Genomic DNA, 14,434 nt, shown 5'->3' on the forward strand with positions numbered 1-14,434 from the left:
CTTCGAGGAAGGTCAGCTCTTCCCGGCTGTACCGGATTGCGCGGCCCCGGCAGGTCCCGGGAGCGCCGTCGCCTGCTCGGTCCCGCCGATCGCGGGGAGCATCTTGGCGAAGCGATCGCCGTGGTTGGCGATGAGCGTTGCCGCCTTCAGCTGGGTGTTGGCGATCTGCAGGATCTGGTCCGAGACATCCACGATCGCGTCGGTGCGCTGGCATTCCTGCTCGATCTGCTCGGGGGTGAGGCCTTCTTCCGAGAGCCTTTCGAGCTGGGCGAAGAGGTGATTGTTGAGGTCCGAAAGCTTGTTCTTCATGTGCGGTCTCCTGTGCGAGTTGGCGGCGGACGGACGCCCGGTAGAGGGCGCCGCGTGAGGTGACGGGCGAGCGGGTCATGGGCGCGCCTTTCCGAAGTTGAGTTCGAGGATGAGGCCCAGCCATTCGATGGCGAGCGAGCGGCCGGCGTAATCGTAGAGGCCGTCATCGGAGCCGCTCCAGCGGGCGATGGTGATACGGGGGATCATGCGAGTTCGATCCTTGCTGTCTGGAAGTCGGCGCAGCCTGCCTGTTGGGCGGCGAGATCGAGCGCGTCGGCGTACTGGATGCCGTCACGGCGCTTCAGCTGCTTGGCGAGGCGCTTGACCCCTGCGAGGGTCTTGGGGCGGAGGGCGTCGAGGTCAGTCATTGGCCGTACCTCATCGCCTGCAGGGCCTTCGCGACCAGGTGCCAGACATGAAGATCGAGGCGGCGGTGCCCTTCGACCGAGCCTTCGCGGGTCACAGAGTCTGTGAACATCGCGCGGTCGAGGTCTTCGGCCGACCGGCCGCGATAGGTGCGGCAGCGGTAATTGCCGATTGTCGGGGTGCCGCCGACGTTGTCGATCATCATGCGGGCGAGCTCGGTCTTCTGACCGTCGATCGCGGAGTGGAGTTCGACGCGGACGATGATCATGCCGCACCGCCAGTCGCACGCGCCGTCGGGTTCTTCATCCCTTCGTCGCGCGCCGCATTCAGCCTCGCCATGGCCGCGTCGCTGCCCCCCTTGTCAGGGTGTGCGGCGTGCGCTTTCGTTCGATAGGCGTGCGTGATCTCAGCAGCCGTGGCCTGCATTCCCACCCCGAGAACCTGCCACCACTGTTCGGGGGCAGGCAGCGCGGCGAATCCCTTGAAGGTCTGGCGGACGATATGCAGCCCGCCGTGACGCATCTCGGTTCGGCGCGCCTCGAGGATATGGTGGATCGCCTGCAGGTTGCACTGGACCTTCCAGTAACGATCGACCGCGATGCAGCGGCGCTCGCCATCCCATTCGAACCAGACGGCAACGCCGGTATCCTTTGGCGGTTCGAGGCTGATCCCGGCGACGTTTGAGGTGATCACCACGTCGACAACCTTCTTGCCGGTGTCGCTGCCGAAAGCGGTCAGCGACTTGCGGACATTGTCGAGCGCGCCCGACAGCGAGGTTCGAAACTGGCTTTCCACCTTGGGTTCGGTGCGGGGCAGGCCTTCGGGCCACGAGAGGGGATAGGGCGGGATGCTCATGCAGCACCGCCTTCCGGCTTCGGGGCCGCTGGCTGGGGCTCATAGGGATTGCCGCAGAAGGGGCAGAAGGTCGGGACCGCGATCGCGGGGCCCTTGCGCACCCTCTTCTCGATCTTTTCGGTCTCGATGGTGGGTCGCGTGAAAGTGGAGCCGTCTTTGAACCAACCAAAGGTGAGGACGAGCTTGGTATTATGTTCCGCCATCTTGGCGTTCATCTTTTCTACGCAGTCACAGGGCATCGCGGGTTACTCCTGCCGAAGGGTGTTGATGGTGGTGATCGCCATTGCGGCGGCGAGTTCGAGGTGGCGGATCGCCTTGTCGCGATCGGTGCCGGCGTTGCGCAGCTCGAGCAGCGCATCGAGAGTGAGGTTGAGCGCTTCCTCGCACAGGCCCTGTCCCGCCCGGTGCGGCGGGACGAAGCGGGTGATCTGCTTTTCGACCAGCGCGGCCCGGGCGGCGATCACGCCGCGGAACGCCTCGGCATCCTCGGCGAAGACGCGAACGTGATCGATGTCGATCGACATTGCGGCGTGGCTGCCGATGCGCAGGGTAGGGAGCGCGCGGGTCATGCTGCACCTGATGGATTGGCAAGCTCCGCGGCTGCTTTCACCATCAATGCCGAGAGCTCGGCCTTCTTGTCGGCGATGTGCGCCTCGATGACTGGCTCTGCCAGCGACCACTTGACCTGAAAGAGGCGCTTCGATCCCTCGCCCGACGGAACGCCGAGTTCGAGGCCATCGGCCCGCCGACCGAAGGCATCGCGAATGTCTCTGCTAGCGAAGCGGTCGCGGGTATCTTTGACCTCTTTCAACAGGTTTTCGCCATGCGCGATTTCCCGATAGGCCATTGCGATGTCGAGCGCGGTTTTCTCGGTGATCATGCCGCAGCCCTCCCCTTCCGGCGGGCGCGCTGGGCGCTGGCGCAATCATCGCAGATGGGCTTGCCGTTGGGGCCGATCAGCCAGCCCGGCGGGGCCTTGGGCGGGATGACTCCTTCCCGGTACCGGTGGCAGTTGCCGCATTCGCATTCGAACAGATGGCCTAGCATGTCAGGGACTCCCTTCAGTTGGCGCCAAGAATGGCGAGAGCCGCGACCCCGAAGGACGCGGCGACGATCAGCCCGGCGAGGGCATGTTCGATGGTCAGGCGGCGGCGCCCTGCGAGCAGCCGCGGATCGCAGCGCGTGCAGGCGCAATCGGCCGGGTGGATGGGCTGCGGGCGGTTGAGCTCACGCATGCTGGGATTCCCCTTGGCTAGCACGGGCCTCTGCCCGCAGTTGATGGGTGATGCGGGCGAGCGCCACGGTCCGCCGGCCCGGCTCGAGGTGCCAGCGCAGGGCGATCACGCGGTGCGCCTGATCTTCGAGCTGGTCGGAGAAACCGCCGTGCTGCGCGGCATAGGCAGCGATGCGGGTGATCGCCTGGTCGAGCGCATCGCGCCGGTCCTGTTCGGTGGCGCTGCTGGCAGGCTCGCCCTCCCCGTCGCAGATGAACTCCCAGTCGCGCACCAGATCGGCGAAGGCGCGCAGCTCGCGCTGGGCTTCGTCCTGGGCGAGTTCGCCAGCGGCGACGCGCCTGGGAAAGCTTTCGCGACGGCTCGCCAGCATCGCTTCCGCCATGCGGCGCAGATCGCCGAAATCCGCCCAGGCGGGTGGGGGTTCGGGAAGGATGATCGCCGGGCGACCTTCGGCCGGCCAGCGGCGCTCGCCGGGCCTGACCGTGTCGTCGATCGCGGGCGAGGACCAGCGGCCCGTGGGGCGGGCAAAGGCGGCGCTCATACGAAGGGCCCTTTCTCGGTGGGGATCTGGAAGACCCAGCACTGCTGAGTGCGGCCGTCGGCGGCGTTCACGGCCTTGCAGGCGAGCCAGCGGCGCGACTTCGAGCCCTTGAGGTGCTTCTTCAGGGCATCGAGGTTGGGCGGGCTGAGACCGGCGTTGCGGCAGCGTGCCTCGTAATCGGGCAGGTTGATCGCGATCTGCTGGTCGGGCTTGCGGTGGCGGTTGAGGCTCTTGCCGAGTTCCTGATCGCCCGGGCTTTCGCGGCCGAGCAGATATTCGACGTTCTCCCAGAAGGCGGCGACAAGCGGGTGATCGCCGCCGGTCGATTGCTGGCGGTCGATCGCCATGGCGTCGACCAGCCTGACCGCCTCAGCCACCCATTCGGGGCGGCAGTTCGGGAACAGCGGCGGCAGGCACTCGATCGCGGCAGCGAGCTGGCTGTGGTTGAGGATGACGCGATCGTTCTCGAGCCCTTCGACCCGGCGGCGCATGTCCTTCATGTGGTGGGCGAACCGCCGTTGGTGCGCCTCGAGATAGGCTTCCTCGCGCCGGGCGACGTGGATGATCGTGCCGGAGACCTCTGCCAGCGGGATCTGCTTGAAGCGGGACGCCGCCTCGCGCCCGGTCTCGCTGAAGTGCGACTTGTCGAAGTTGAGCGACATCAGCCGCTCGAGCACCGCCGGGATCGCCGAGATGCGTTCGTTCTGCATGAGGTAGAGCGCACCCTGGAAGGGCTGGCTGTCGGTCTCGTAACCGCCGCTGCGGCGCCCGATGGTGCGCGGCGATCGGCCGTTGAACAGCACCAGCAGCTCGTTGGGATCGAACTTCTTCGAATGGGCCTTGTCTTCCTCGCGCCCGCTCTCGATCAGGCCGACCGGCAGGTTGGAGAACTTGACCAGCTCACGGGCGAGACCCGCGGCGCTGGTCTTCACGGGATCGAGGCCTTCGAAGTCCGGGCGACCCAGCAGCCGCCAGAGGGATTCGACCAGCGTCGACTTGCCGGCTCCGGGCAGACCGGTGATCTCGAGAAAGCCCAGGGAACCGTCGCGCTGCCGGATCTGCACCGCGAAGATCGCCATCATGAAGAAAGCGAGCACCACCACGCCCTTGGCGCCGTAGGCGGTCCAGAGATCGTCGACCCATGCGGTCGACAGCCTGTCGGGATCGTAGTTGATCTCGAGCGGGCGTTCGGGGCTGGCGAGCTTGGCGGAAAGCTTCCCGAATTCGAAGTATTCCTCGGCATTCGGTTCGACCACGCGGCCCTTGTGCACGGCGATGTCGCCCAACACCCATGCCTGGTGCTTGCGCGAATAACCCAGCACCCGCAGCGGCTCGATCTTCTTGAGCTGGCGGGTCTGGGCTTTGACGATGATGTCGAGCTGCTCGGTGGTGCCGGACCATGATCCGGCGAAGGTCATCAGACGTTTCTTGAACTCGGCAGCGTTGGTGACCGCCGCGGCGCTGAAGCGGGCGCGCACGGTCTCGTCGCCCCAAGGGAAATCGACCTGCAGGAAGAAGGTCGCCTGATCCTCGACCGGGTCATACTCGCGGTAGAGGATGCGCCAGGCGCAGTTGCAGATTTCCTTGGTGTCGATCTGCTGGCGACCATCGTCGTCGATCGTGACGCGGCACCAGAACATGCGGTTGCCGTGGCGGAAGTGGAACGAGGACCGCGCCGGATTCCGCTCGACGATCAGCTTGGCCTTCTCGCGCGGAGTGGCGGCGATCGTGATCTTGCCGTTGTAGAGGTAGTCGGCGATCGCCGCGGGGGCGAGGGGGGCTTCCTCCGGTTCGCCCTTCCAGCTCTGGTGCCGCAGCAGCAGATCATTCCAGTCGAGCTTGGTGCCCTCGCCATCGGGGCGGACCTGCGCGGCGGTGGCTTCCCATCCCTCGCGCTTCGCCCGCTCGATGTGCTTCTTCGAATAGAACACGCCAGCGGCGCCGACGTCGAAGGCGAAAACCAGTGTGGGCCTGTCGCGGCGCTTGGCATCGAGACAGGCCTTGGCCAGCGCCTCGAGGAAGTGTTCGGGATAGGGTCCGGTCGACATGTTCGACACGGCGGCAAGGCCCGCGCCCTGAGTGAGCGCGGTCGCATCGAAGATGCCTTCGGTGATCCACACCTCATCGGCCTGAGCGAGTGTTTCGAAGCTGGTGCCGTTCGGCATCCAGCAGTGCCCGCCCCAACTGCCACCCTTGCGGAAGTGCGCCTTCTTCCTGAAGCGACCGGGCCGGTCGATCAGGCGTTCCCAGTAGCTGTCGCCGATCGGGAAGCGGATCGCGGCCGAGGTCTGCCCGCTGTCGTAATCCTTGTAGACCTCCTGGGTGTAGAGGCCGCGCAGCAGCTTCAGATCCAGCCCGCGTTCGAATTGCAGGTAGGCATCGGCGGTGGCGTTCGGGCTTTCCGGCGTCGGCTTGTGGTTTTTCGACCAGTCCTCGAACAGGTCGGGCAGCAGGTTGCGGACAGAGTCTTCCCACCCGCACCGCTCGGCCCGGCCGCAGCGCACGATCTTGGGTTCCTTGGCCGCGCAGTAGGCTTCACGCTTGCCGCATTGCGGACACGTGCCTTCCTGCAGCCAGTCCCCCTTGGTCTTGCGGAACTGGAAGCGGGCCTGCAGGCCCTTCATGATCTCGTCCTGCAGGCTCACGGATGCACGAGCTCCAGAACGGCCTGTTCGAACTGGCGGTTGGCGATCTGGCGCTGGGCCTCGCGCTGGTGGCGGAGGACCTCGATGCGGGCAGCGATGCGGTCGGCATGTTCGCGCGGGGGCAGCTTGCCGATGACGAAGCTGGCCGCGATCCGCCGGTTGCGACGGGACCAGCGGCGGTGTGCGACATCGAAGGGGAAAGCCGTGAGGTGGCGGTCCTTTACCAGTTCGACCTGCGCCACGCCGAAGCGGTCGCCATCGCGGTAGAGGACGCGGTCTCCGGGACGGAAACCGTTCATGCGGCACCCCCGATCCGGACGAAGTGCAGCGGCTCGCCATCCGGCGCACGGGGAACCGGCAGCGGCTGCAAGACCTGCAGCTTGCGCTGGCGTGAATGCAGGGAACGGCGAAGCTTGCCCTGATTGACAAGGCTGCCGATCGCGCCCGCAACCGTCATGGTGTCACCGTCGAACTGAAGCTCGGCGACCTCGGTGGTCGACGGGCACCGACCGTGCTTCATCTCGAACCCGGTGATAAAGCGAAGCACATCGGCCTCAGCGGTGCGCAGACAGGTCATCGGGCCACCGCCTCGATCAGGTGACCGATCAGCGCCCCTGCGGCGAACAGGCCGGGGGCGCACCACAGCGAGGCGAGATGGTCTGGGCGAGGCCGTTCGGGCCGGTGGTATCGGATCGGAAAGGTCAAAGCGTCCCCCTTGCGGCAATCGCGGCCGCGCCAAGATTTCGGGTGGTGGTGGGTGGTGCCGGGCCTGCTGCCCGGTCAGCCGAACAGGCTTTCCTGCCCGTCCGGCCCGTCGCGCGATGGCGGGCGCACATGCACAAGCTCGCTCTTGGGACAGACGGGGAGGTCGAGGTCGGGCCGGTCGATGTTGCCTTCGACCAGCGTGTGAACGAAGACGATGTCCGCGCGCCAGGTGTGGCCGCAGGCGCTGTCGGTGCAGTGCACGGTCATCTGGGTGACGGTCGGCGTCGGGCGGTCGGACCGGCGGATCATGCCCGGCGCATCGCACTTGGGGCAGCGCACGAAGCACCCGTCGCCCCCGCGCTTGCCACCGGGCTGCAGCCGGAACCGCAAGGGTGCCTCGACCATCGGCCGCTCGATGCTGGGCGCGCGCTCACGCATGGCCGCCCCCTGAAAGGTTCCCAGCTTCCATGGCATTCGCGGGGGTCTCTCTGTTCCCCTCGGGGCCCCGCTCACTCCTGCCGGTGCCATGGCTTCGCACCGTCGCTGGTCGGGCGGTGTGTGCAATCCCCTTCGGGGAAGATGAACCCAGCGTGGCGGCGAGCACGCGCAGGAACTGGTTGTGGCGGAAGGGTGCGCGGCCGATTTCGCCTGCCCCGCCCTCCAGCGCATGCAGCTGGGCGAAACCACGCCCCAGCGGCGAACCGATGTTGTTGCACTCAGGCATCGCCGCCTCCGAGCGAGGCGAGGCAATCGGTCATTTTCGCGATCGCCTCTTCGAGTTCCTGCCGTGCGCGCTGCTGGTGCCGGGGGCAGTCGGCCTGCGCGCTCGCTGCGATGGTGGCGGCAATCGCTTCGCCCGATTCCTTGGCAAGTTCCCCTGCCAGCCTGACCAGATCCGCGTCCTCGGCCCGCGCCTTGACGTCGAGCCGGAGCTCGAACAGGCGAAGGAAAGGTGCATGGTCGCCGCCATGCTCGATGAAGGCGCGATCGAGCCGCTCGGCATCGAGCAGACGGATCTCCGTCTCGCAGTCAGGGTCCGACCAGTAACGCACCGTGCGCTCGGTCACACCGCAGATCGCGGCACAGCGATCCCAACCGATGCGCGCGGCGATCGTGGTGAGCGCACGGTGGTAGGTCAGGGGTTCACGCCGCTTGGTCACCGCGCTGCCCCCTTCAAAGCCGCACCGCGATTGAAATCGACGCCGTTGCGGAGCGCGGTAGGATAGGCACCATGGACTGGATCGAGCCCGGCATGGCGATCGACGCCCGCAAAGCGCGCCCCGACGTGGCGATCGGTCATGGTCTCGCGCGGGTAGATGTCGGGGCGCAGGTCGTGGCGGGAGACGCCGGTCGCGGCCTCGATCTTGAGGACGAACTCTGCCGGGACACGCTTGGATGACTGAACCCACTTCCACACGGCTGTGGTTGAGACGCCAGCGATGCGGGCGATCTCGGCCTGTGACCCGGCCCTCTCGACGGCCAGATGAAGCGCTTCAAAGGGGGTGGGCTTGTCAACCATATTTGCTTGTTGGCAACCTAGGTTGATAATGTCAACAAGCATTCTTGACTTCCCACCGGCAACTGCGGTTGCGAAAGTTGCGGGCATGTCGGTGGGGCAGCGAATCCAAGAGCGCATCGACGCCACAGGGATCAGCCAGGCGGATATTGCGCGCGCTATCGGGGTTTCGCCCCAAGCGGTGAGCAAGATCGTTCGGGGCGAGACGCACCAGCCCCAGCGACTTTACCAGATCGCCCGCACCCTCAAGACAACACCCGAGTACCTTCTCGGGGAAACCGACGATCCCACGTTGCCCCTCGGCGAACAGAGGCTGGAATGGCGCGGCCCGCCCAGCGAGGTTCCCGATGGCATGGTGATGATCCCCCAGCTCGACATCGGCTATTCGATGGGCGGCGGAAGCGTGTTCGAGGAATATGCCCAGACCGCGCTGGTGCCCTTCCCGCGCGAATGGCTGCGCCCGATGATCGGCGGCACCTTCGGCGATCTGTTCGTCGCCCGGGGCGAAGGCGACAGCATGATGCCGACGATCCTCGACAGCGATTTCGTCATCATCGACACCGCGCAGAAGACGATCGTCAAGCAGGACCGGCTGTGGTGCCTCAATTACGGCGATCTGGGGATGATCAAGCGGGTGCGCATGCAGCCGGACGGCGGGGCGCTGATCATCAGCGACAACCCCGCCGTGGAGAACTTCACCGCCTATGACGGCGAGGTGCAGACGATCGGCCGGGTGATCTGGATCGGTCGGCGGGTTTAGGGGGCGCGAATGACGAAGGATGCGGGGGCTCAAGGCGACGCTAAGTCGGTTGCGGTCGGCTGCGGTGTTATCACGCTGGGGCTTGTTCTGGTGTTGGCATTTTGCTCATCAACGAGCGAACCCAGCGTGCCCGAGAAGCCGGGGGAAACCGCCAAACAGGACGCCGTCGCATTCTACAAGGGAGTGATCGCCGCCGGTCAGGCCTGCGACAGCCAGTTCGCGATCGCGGGGAAGGCCCTTGGCGAAGGAGATCCCGTCGCCGCCTATCGAAAGGTGCAGTTAGCGGAAGATCGCTGCCTTGGTGTCGGTTCAGACATCAAGGCCATCGAGGTTCCTGTCTCCGTTGGAAAAGAGCAACACGCCAAGCTGAGCGAAGCGAGGGAGAGTTGCTCGACGGTCTACATCAACAAGTGGGCTGCGCTCGACGACATCGGTGAGATACTCGATGGCGACGGCGGCGTAGCGAAGATGGCGGGCGTCCAAGACTCACTGGAACAGATCCAATCCGGGACCATCGGGTGCGTGGCCGGCATGATGGGCCCGCTCGTTGCGCTCGGTGTCGATATGAACACCTTGCAAGCGCCGGATTAAGCGCTCTCCAGCTCCACCCTCTGCCGCAGCCCGCCGCTGGCGTCGAAGCTGGTCTCGACCGACTTCACCAGCCAGGCAATGCCGTCGATCACCGGATTCCATCCGCGCAGCGTGATCTTCATGTCGGGCTGGATCCCGGGATCGGCGATCGCGAGGTCATAGCTGAATTCGTAAGGCACCCGGGCGGCGCGGCTCGCCGCCGCCTCGGCCGCCTGCCGCGCCTCGGCCTCGCTGGCATAGACCCGCTTCAGCTTCTTCGGCTCTGTCGGCGCGGTGTCGCCTGCACGCGCAGCGGTGGCAGGCCCATCCACCTTCACCGTCCGCCGCCGTCCGGCCGCGCTGTCCTGCCACTGCGCCTCGGCGCCCTTGTAGCTTTCGCGCTGGCCTTCGCGGAACGTCCACTGCCACCCGTCCCGCCGGGTCAGCACCAGCCCGGCCAGCGGCGCGCCGGCGGCCGTCGCCGATCCGCCGATAGGCAGGAACAGCAGGAAGTCATCCTTCCAGGTGGCGACCGCATCATATCGCTTCCCGAGATCGCGCACGAAGGCCATGTCGCTCTTGCCTTCCTGTTCGATCACGTCGATCGCCGCGTCGGCCAGCCCCCCGCCGATCCGGGCGAAACGGTTGTGACGCGCGGCGATCGCGCCGAGGATGCTGCCCAGCGTGGTGTTGCGCCAGGTCGTGGTCTCGCGCTTGCGCAGGGCGCCCGTCAGGTCCGCGCTGCGGCCCCGGATGGAAACCTGATCGGGCGGACCTGACAACTCGATCTCGTCGATCGTGAACCGGCCCTTGTCGACCAGACCCGCCGGTACGTCCGCCCCGCTTTCCCAGCCCAGCGCCAGTGCCAGCCTCACCCCCGTGCGCGGGATGGCCAGCAGCCCGTCGGCGTTGTGCAGCACGAGGTCGATCTCGTCGGCGTCGTCCTCGCGCTTCTCGGAAAGGCGCAGGCTGACAAGCCGGGGCCGGATCCTGTCGGCCAGATCGGTGCCATCCTCCAGCGTCAGGCGGATCGCGGCGCGATTGGCCGTCATGCGCCCGGGTTTCCTTGGGCCACCGCGATGCTGCCCAGCGCGTCCTGATCGTCGTCGCTGCGCTCGAGCTCGAGCCGGAAGGCGATGTTGCGCGGGATCCCGCCTGCCATGATCACGGCGTGATCTTCGTCGAGCCGGACAATCCGGTAATGGCCGAGGATGCGTCCCTGCCCGTCCATCAGCGGCCATGAATCGCCAGTGGCGGCCATGTCGGCGAGCGTCTCGAGCGCCGAATACCGGCCCGCGATCTCCGGCACGATCCGCCCGGACAGGCTGATATTGTCGGCGCCCGGGCCGACATATTGCGACGCTGCCCGTGCGCCGAAGCGTTCGGCGGTGGCATGGCGCCATTCGCGGCTGCGGGTCAGCGCTTCATAGAGCGCGCTGTCCATGCTGAAGACGAACATGCCAAGTGTCAGCAGCTCGCGCGACGCGGCCGGGGTGCGCGGCTGCAGATCGCGCAGGCCGGAAAGGCCGGGGATCACGGGCAGGCCGGGGATGGGGGGAAGCGAGGCCATGTTCTCTCAATCCCCTCTATTGGTCGCTGTACGAACTGCGCGCAGCCTGCCCGGCCAGGCGTTCGAGCTGGCGGCGCACTTCCTCGGCAAGGGCAGCGGCATCCTGCCCGGGCAGCTGGTGAATGTGGATGGTGACCGCGAGCCCGCTGCCCGGCGCTGGCGAAGGTCCGCCGGACGGCGCCGCCATGGCGGGAGCGGCGGCCAGCGAGCTGGCGGCGACCATGCCTGTGGCCATCCGCCCGGCCGCACCCAGCACTCCGCGCTGCCCGCGCTGCAGGCCCAGCGCCATGCCGGCGGCCGTATCCTCGCCCAGCCCCATGAACACGCGCGACGGCGACTTGATGCCGAGATAGTTCTTGAAGGCGGCGATCCCGTTCTTCGCCATGGTGACCAGCTTCTTGCCCAGCGCCATGGGATCGATCGCGAGGAGCAGGCCGTTCATCATCTGCTGGCCGATGTTGGAAAGCCAGTCCCCTGCCCCTCTAAGCAGGTTGGTGACGTAGTCCCATCCCGCCTGAAACGCGGCCTTGATCGTGTCCCAGTGAGTGTAGATCAGGTACCCGGCCACCGCGAGCGCCGCGACGATTCCCACGATGATGGCGACGATCGGGTTGGCGAGCATCATCAGGCCAGCCTTCACCACACCCTTGGCCATGAACATCATGCCATTGCGGACGATGCTGAAGACCGTACCGTAGCCACCCATCTTCATAACGACCGAGTGGAAAAGCGACATCGGCTTCAGGAACCCGCCGAGCGCAAACTGCGCGATGCCTAACCCCACCTTGAACATGGCCAAGCCACCGATAATCTTCATGATCGTGCCGGCCGCCTCGGGGTTTGCTTTGGCCCAAGCCGATACGTCCTGCACTAGCACGTTGATGCTATCCGCCGTGCTGGTGAGGGTAGGGAGAAGCGTCGCACCCAGCGTGATCGCGAGCCCCGACACGCTGCCCATGAAAGCCTTCCAGTTCACGTTGGCGTCGCGCATGACACGCTGATCGAAGGCCTTATCAACCGTACCACCCGACGACATCGCCTTCGCGCGCACCTCCCGGTATTCATCCAAGTCCTGGATGAGCGCGCGCACTGCCGACTGCGCCTGCATGTCCTCGAAGGCAAAGCCGAGCTTCTTCAGATCCCCACCGGTCGCCTGTTTGGTGATCATGGCGATTGCCTCGAGCGAGGTTTTCCCTTCTTTCGTCAGCTTCTCCATGGCCGCCGGCAAGTTCACCCCGAAGTTCTTCTCGAAAGCCCGGATGGTGCTCGGCGCGTTGATCTTCGCCAGCAGATTCTTCACGTTGTTCCCGGCCTCGTCGGCATCACCCGAGCTCTTCCGGACAATCTGCAGCGCCGCCGACAGGTCGGCGACTGCAGGAACGCCCGTGTCACCCAGCGCCCGCATCTGGGCGGTCAGCGCGGGGAAGTGCCGGGCCATGTCCTTAACCTCGAACCCGCCTTCATTGCCGGCGGCAGCCATGGCATCGAAGGCAGCGGCAACCTGCGCGGCCGGGACCTTGAGGTTGGTGATGCTGGCATGGGCACTGGCGGCTGCATCCGGCAGTTCGACCTTGAAAGCGGTCGAGAGCCGACCCGCCGGTGCCATGGCGGCTTCGATCTGCTGAAGGGTCAGCCCGCCCAGCCCGCCAAGCATGTCGAGGCCGGCGCGCATTTCTTCCGGCATCATCCGCGCCCTGTCGGCCATGGAGATGATCCGGCCCGCCAAACCGTCGGTCGCCTTGTTGGTCAGACCCATCTTCTGCTGGATGTCGACCATGCCGCTCGAGAAGTCACCGGCAGCCTTGGCCGCAAGGATCAGGGGCGCGGCGATCGATGCGCCCTGCACCATGTTGTCCCGGCCCTTCTGCTGCAGCGCATCGGCCTTGGCCAGCTCCGCGCGATGACCGGCCTCGATCGCATAAAGCCGCTTGCGTTCGGCGATTTCGGCATTGGTCCTGGCGATCGCGCTCTCGAGCTCGCGCTCGCGGCCTGCCAGCTGCAGGCTCGCCTGCGCGCTGCCGGCCATTTCCTTGCGCACCTCGCGCAGCTCCCGGTTGAGGGAGCGGCTTTCCTTGGCCATCTCGCCGAGCGAGCGCGAACCCTGCTTGCCCAGCCCGATGATGTTGCGCAGGGCGCCGGACATCTTGTCGACGCCGACGAAGTTCACCAGCAGGGAAAGCTTGTTGCTCATGATCTAGCCTTGTTGACCCTGTTCCACCATGCCACCGCCCGCTCGCGCCATTCGGCCAGTTCGTCGAGGTCGAGCGCCTTCAGTTCGCTCAGCGGCCAGTGGAAGATGCCGGCGATATCGGCCATCAGGTCTTCGGCTGTTTTTCCGCGATCATCGCCTCGAGCATCTTCCTCTCGCCCGCCGTCATAAAAAAACCACGGATCGCGCCCCCGATTTCGGTCAGGTCGGCCGGGTCGAGATCGTCGCATTCGTGCGGCGTGAGAACGGGATCGCTGATGCGCGGGATCACCTTGAGGATCGCGCCAACGTCGCTGCTGATGAGGTCCTGCAGGGTCAGCCCGCGCATCTGACCGGCGCGGGGCTTGCGAAGGGTGATCCTGTCGATCACCTGGTCGCCCCGGCGGATCGGTTCAACCAGCGTGACGGTTTCGAACTTGTTGCCGGTGTCGGCTGCGGGGTCGGGATTGTCGGCCATGCGGGGATTCCTTGTTGTCCTACCGCTTCGCTACTTGAGGACAGGTCCCCGTCACTGGCGGCATCCGGGCGGGGCGAAGCGGGACGGGACGGCCGGGATCCTTGGAGGGGGGTGCCGTCCCGCCCCATCCGCCGACCGGCCGCCCCGCACAGCGCCGGCCGACGGGACCTTGTCAGCTGTTGAGCGCGGCCGTGATCTCGGCGTAGCGATCGATGCCGTCGACGATGAAGGTGCCGGCGACCATGTCGATCTCGATCTCGACGCGGCCGTTCACCACCCGGCGGTAGTAGGACAGGGGCACGGTGTAATCGTGCTCGGTGTCGTCGCCCGGCTTGCCGGTGCCCATCCCGATCTCGCTGAACCGGCCGCCGATGTAGCATTCCACCACCTCGACCTCGCCCGTGTCGTCGCGCTGGAAGGCACCGGTCAGCCGCACGCGCACCGCGTCGACGCGGGTGGCGCCGAACTTGCGGATCAGCTCGACCACGTGGCCACCCATCTTCATGGTCGCCTGCATGGCCTGCAGGCCCATGTCGATCATCACCGGGCCGATCATGCCGCCGCCGCGGTACTCTTCCGTCTGCAGCGCCAGCGGCGGCTCCTCGAACTCGACCACCTGGCCGATGTAGTTCACGCCGTCGACATGGGCGGTGAGGTTCTTCAGTTTCTTCGGGATGCCCATGGGGGAAGGTCCTT

General features: G+C 66.3%; 25 protein-coding genes. 2 read left to right on the forward strand and 23 right to left on the reverse strand.

Annotation, left to right across the window (positions count from 1 at the left end; genetic code table 11):
* Positions 1–12: 12 nt before the first annotated feature.
* The 17 genes from ACMX37_RS13080 to ACMX37_RS13160 all read right to left on the reverse strand — a co-directional run bounded on the left by ACMX37_RS13080 (position 13) and on the right by ACMX37_RS13160 (position 8,175).
* Positions 13–309, reverse strand: a complete 297-nt coding sequence (locus ACMX37_RS13080) for a hypothetical protein (protein ID WP_483146343.1) — start codon at positions 307–309, stop codon at positions 13–15.
* A 75-nt stretch (positions 310–384) separates the two neighbouring features.
* On the reverse strand, positions 385–516 hold the full coding sequence (locus ACMX37_RS13085) for a hypothetical protein (protein WP_483146344.1): 132 nt from the start codon (positions 514–516) through the stop codon (positions 385–387).
* On the reverse strand, positions 513–677 hold the full coding sequence (locus ACMX37_RS13090) for a hypothetical protein (protein WP_483146345.1): 165 nt from the start codon (positions 675–677) through the stop codon (positions 513–515). Before ACMX37_RS13090 ends, ACMX37_RS13085 begins: the two co-directional genes overlap by 4 nt.
* Positions 674–943, reverse strand: coding sequence for a hypothetical protein (locus ACMX37_RS13095; RefSeq protein ID WP_483146346.1), 270 nt, complete (start codon positions 941–943; stop codon positions 674–676). Before ACMX37_RS13095 ends, ACMX37_RS13090 begins: the two co-directional genes overlap by 4 nt.
* Positions 940–1,530: a J domain-containing protein gene (locus ACMX37_RS13100; protein WP_483146347.1), complete on the reverse strand. Its 591-nt coding sequence runs from the start codon at positions 1,528–1,530 to the stop codon at positions 940–942. Before ACMX37_RS13100 ends, ACMX37_RS13095 begins: the two co-directional genes overlap by 4 nt.
* A complete protein-coding gene (locus tag ACMX37_RS13105) occupies positions 1,527–1,745 on the reverse strand; it encodes a hypothetical protein (protein ID WP_483146348.1) in 219 nt (72 codons plus the stop codon). Before ACMX37_RS13105 ends, ACMX37_RS13100 begins: the two co-directional genes overlap by 4 nt.
* A gap of 30 nt (positions 1,746–1,775) precedes the next feature.
* The gene (locus ACMX37_RS13110; RefSeq protein WP_483146349.1) at positions 1,776–2,099 is read right to left on the reverse strand and encodes a hypothetical protein; all 324 of its coding nucleotides are present in this window, start codon (positions 2,097–2,099) and stop codon (positions 1,776–1,778) included.
* Positions 2,096–2,410 (reverse strand): hypothetical protein, encoded by a 315-nt coding sequence (locus ACMX37_RS13115; RefSeq protein WP_483146350.1) that lies wholly within the window; start codon positions 2,408–2,410, stop codon positions 2,096–2,098. The genes ACMX37_RS13110 and ACMX37_RS13115 overlap by 4 nt, the downstream gene beginning before the upstream one ends.
* Before the next feature lie 181 nt (positions 2,411–2,591).
* A complete protein-coding gene (locus ACMX37_RS13120; RefSeq protein ID WP_483146351.1) occupies positions 2,592–2,765 on the reverse strand; it encodes a hypothetical protein in 174 nt (57 codons plus the stop codon).
* Positions 2,758–3,306, reverse strand: a complete 549-nt coding sequence (locus ACMX37_RS13125) for a hypothetical protein (RefSeq protein WP_483146352.1) — start codon at positions 3,304–3,306, stop codon at positions 2,758–2,760. The genes ACMX37_RS13120 and ACMX37_RS13125 overlap by 8 nt, the downstream gene beginning before the upstream one ends.
* Complete coding sequence (locus tag ACMX37_RS13130) at positions 3,303–5,951, reverse strand: bifunctional DNA primase/helicase (protein WP_483146353.1); 2,649 nt, start codon at positions 5,949–5,951, stop codon at positions 3,303–3,305. The genes ACMX37_RS13125 and ACMX37_RS13130 overlap by 4 nt, the downstream gene beginning before the upstream one ends.
* On the reverse strand, positions 5,948–6,250 hold the full coding sequence (locus ACMX37_RS13135) for a hypothetical protein (protein WP_483146354.1): 303 nt from the start codon (positions 6,248–6,250) through the stop codon (positions 5,948–5,950). The genes ACMX37_RS13130 and ACMX37_RS13135 overlap by 4 nt, the downstream gene beginning before the upstream one ends.
* On the reverse strand, positions 6,247–6,528 hold the full coding sequence (locus ACMX37_RS13140) for a hypothetical protein (RefSeq protein WP_483146355.1): 282 nt from the start codon (positions 6,526–6,528) through the stop codon (positions 6,247–6,249). The genes ACMX37_RS13135 and ACMX37_RS13140 overlap by 4 nt, the downstream gene beginning before the upstream one ends.
* Positions 6,525–6,656: a hypothetical protein gene (locus tag ACMX37_RS13145; protein ID WP_483146356.1), complete on the reverse strand. Its 132-nt coding sequence runs from the start codon at positions 6,654–6,656 to the stop codon at positions 6,525–6,527. The genes ACMX37_RS13140 and ACMX37_RS13145 overlap by 4 nt, the downstream gene beginning before the upstream one ends.
* 75 nt (positions 6,657–6,731) lie before the next feature.
* The gene (locus ACMX37_RS13150) at positions 6,732–7,094 is read right to left on the reverse strand and encodes an ogr/Delta-like zinc finger family protein (RefSeq protein WP_483146357.1); all 363 of its coding nucleotides are present in this window, start codon (positions 7,092–7,094) and stop codon (positions 6,732–6,734) included.
* Positions 7,095–7,372: 278 nt separating this feature from the next.
* The gene (locus ACMX37_RS13155) at positions 7,373–7,816 is read right to left on the reverse strand and encodes a hypothetical protein (RefSeq protein ID WP_483146358.1); all 444 of its coding nucleotides are present in this window, start codon (positions 7,814–7,816) and stop codon (positions 7,373–7,375) included.
* Positions 7,813–8,175: a YdaS family helix-turn-helix protein gene (locus tag ACMX37_RS13160; RefSeq protein WP_483146359.1), complete on the reverse strand. Its 363-nt coding sequence runs from the start codon at positions 8,173–8,175 to the stop codon at positions 7,813–7,815. Before ACMX37_RS13160 ends, ACMX37_RS13155 begins: the two co-directional genes overlap by 4 nt.
* Before the next feature lie 85 nt (positions 8,176–8,260).
* Between ACMX37_RS13160 and ACMX37_RS13165 the strand changes: the two genes are divergently transcribed.
* Positions 8,261–8,932: an XRE family transcriptional regulator gene (locus ACMX37_RS13165; RefSeq protein ID WP_483146360.1), complete on the forward strand. Its 672-nt coding sequence runs from the start codon at positions 8,261–8,263 to the stop codon at positions 8,930–8,932.
* A 9-nt stretch (positions 8,933–8,941) separates the two neighbouring features.
* Positions 8,942–9,523 (forward strand): hypothetical protein, encoded by a 582-nt coding sequence (locus tag ACMX37_RS13170; protein ID WP_483146361.1) that lies wholly within the window; start codon positions 8,942–8,944, stop codon positions 9,521–9,523.
* Here ACMX37_RS13170 and ACMX37_RS13175 read toward each other — a convergent pair.
* From ACMX37_RS13175 to ACMX37_RS13200, 6 genes are all read right to left on the reverse strand, one after another.
* Positions 9,520–10,554, reverse strand: coding sequence for a contractile injection system protein, VgrG/Pvc8 family (locus ACMX37_RS13175; RefSeq protein ID WP_483146362.1), 1,035 nt, complete (start codon positions 10,552–10,554; stop codon positions 9,520–9,522). The two genes, ACMX37_RS13170 and ACMX37_RS13175, sit on opposite strands and share 4 nt — an antisense overlap.
* The gene (locus ACMX37_RS13180; protein ID WP_483146363.1) at positions 10,551–11,072 is read right to left on the reverse strand and encodes a phage tail protein; all 522 of its coding nucleotides are present in this window, start codon (positions 11,070–11,072) and stop codon (positions 10,551–10,553) included. The genes ACMX37_RS13175 and ACMX37_RS13180 overlap by 4 nt, the downstream gene beginning before the upstream one ends.
* A gap of 16 nt (positions 11,073–11,088) precedes the next feature.
* Complete coding sequence (locus ACMX37_RS13185) at positions 11,089–13,263, reverse strand: phage tail tape measure protein (RefSeq protein ID WP_483146364.1); 2,175 nt, start codon at positions 13,261–13,263, stop codon at positions 11,089–11,091.
* Positions 13,260–13,388 carry a GpE family phage tail protein gene (locus ACMX37_RS13190; protein ID WP_483146365.1) on the reverse strand — a complete coding sequence of 43 codons (129 nt, stop codon included), beginning with the start codon at positions 13,386–13,388 and terminating at the stop codon, positions 13,260–13,262. The genes ACMX37_RS13185 and ACMX37_RS13190 overlap by 4 nt, the downstream gene beginning before the upstream one ends.
* Complete coding sequence (locus ACMX37_RS13195) at positions 13,388–13,738, reverse strand: phage tail assembly protein (protein ID WP_483146366.1); 351 nt, start codon at positions 13,736–13,738, stop codon at positions 13,388–13,390. Before ACMX37_RS13195 ends, ACMX37_RS13190 begins: the two co-directional genes overlap by 1 nt.
* Positions 13,739–13,910: 172 nt before the next feature.
* Positions 13,911–14,420, reverse strand: coding sequence for a phage major tail tube protein (locus ACMX37_RS13200; protein ID WP_483146367.1), 510 nt, complete (start codon positions 14,418–14,420; stop codon positions 13,911–13,913).
* Positions 14,421–14,434: the final 14 nt, after the last annotated feature.

Source organism: Porphyrobacter sp. THAI-01a (assembly GCF_056868655.1).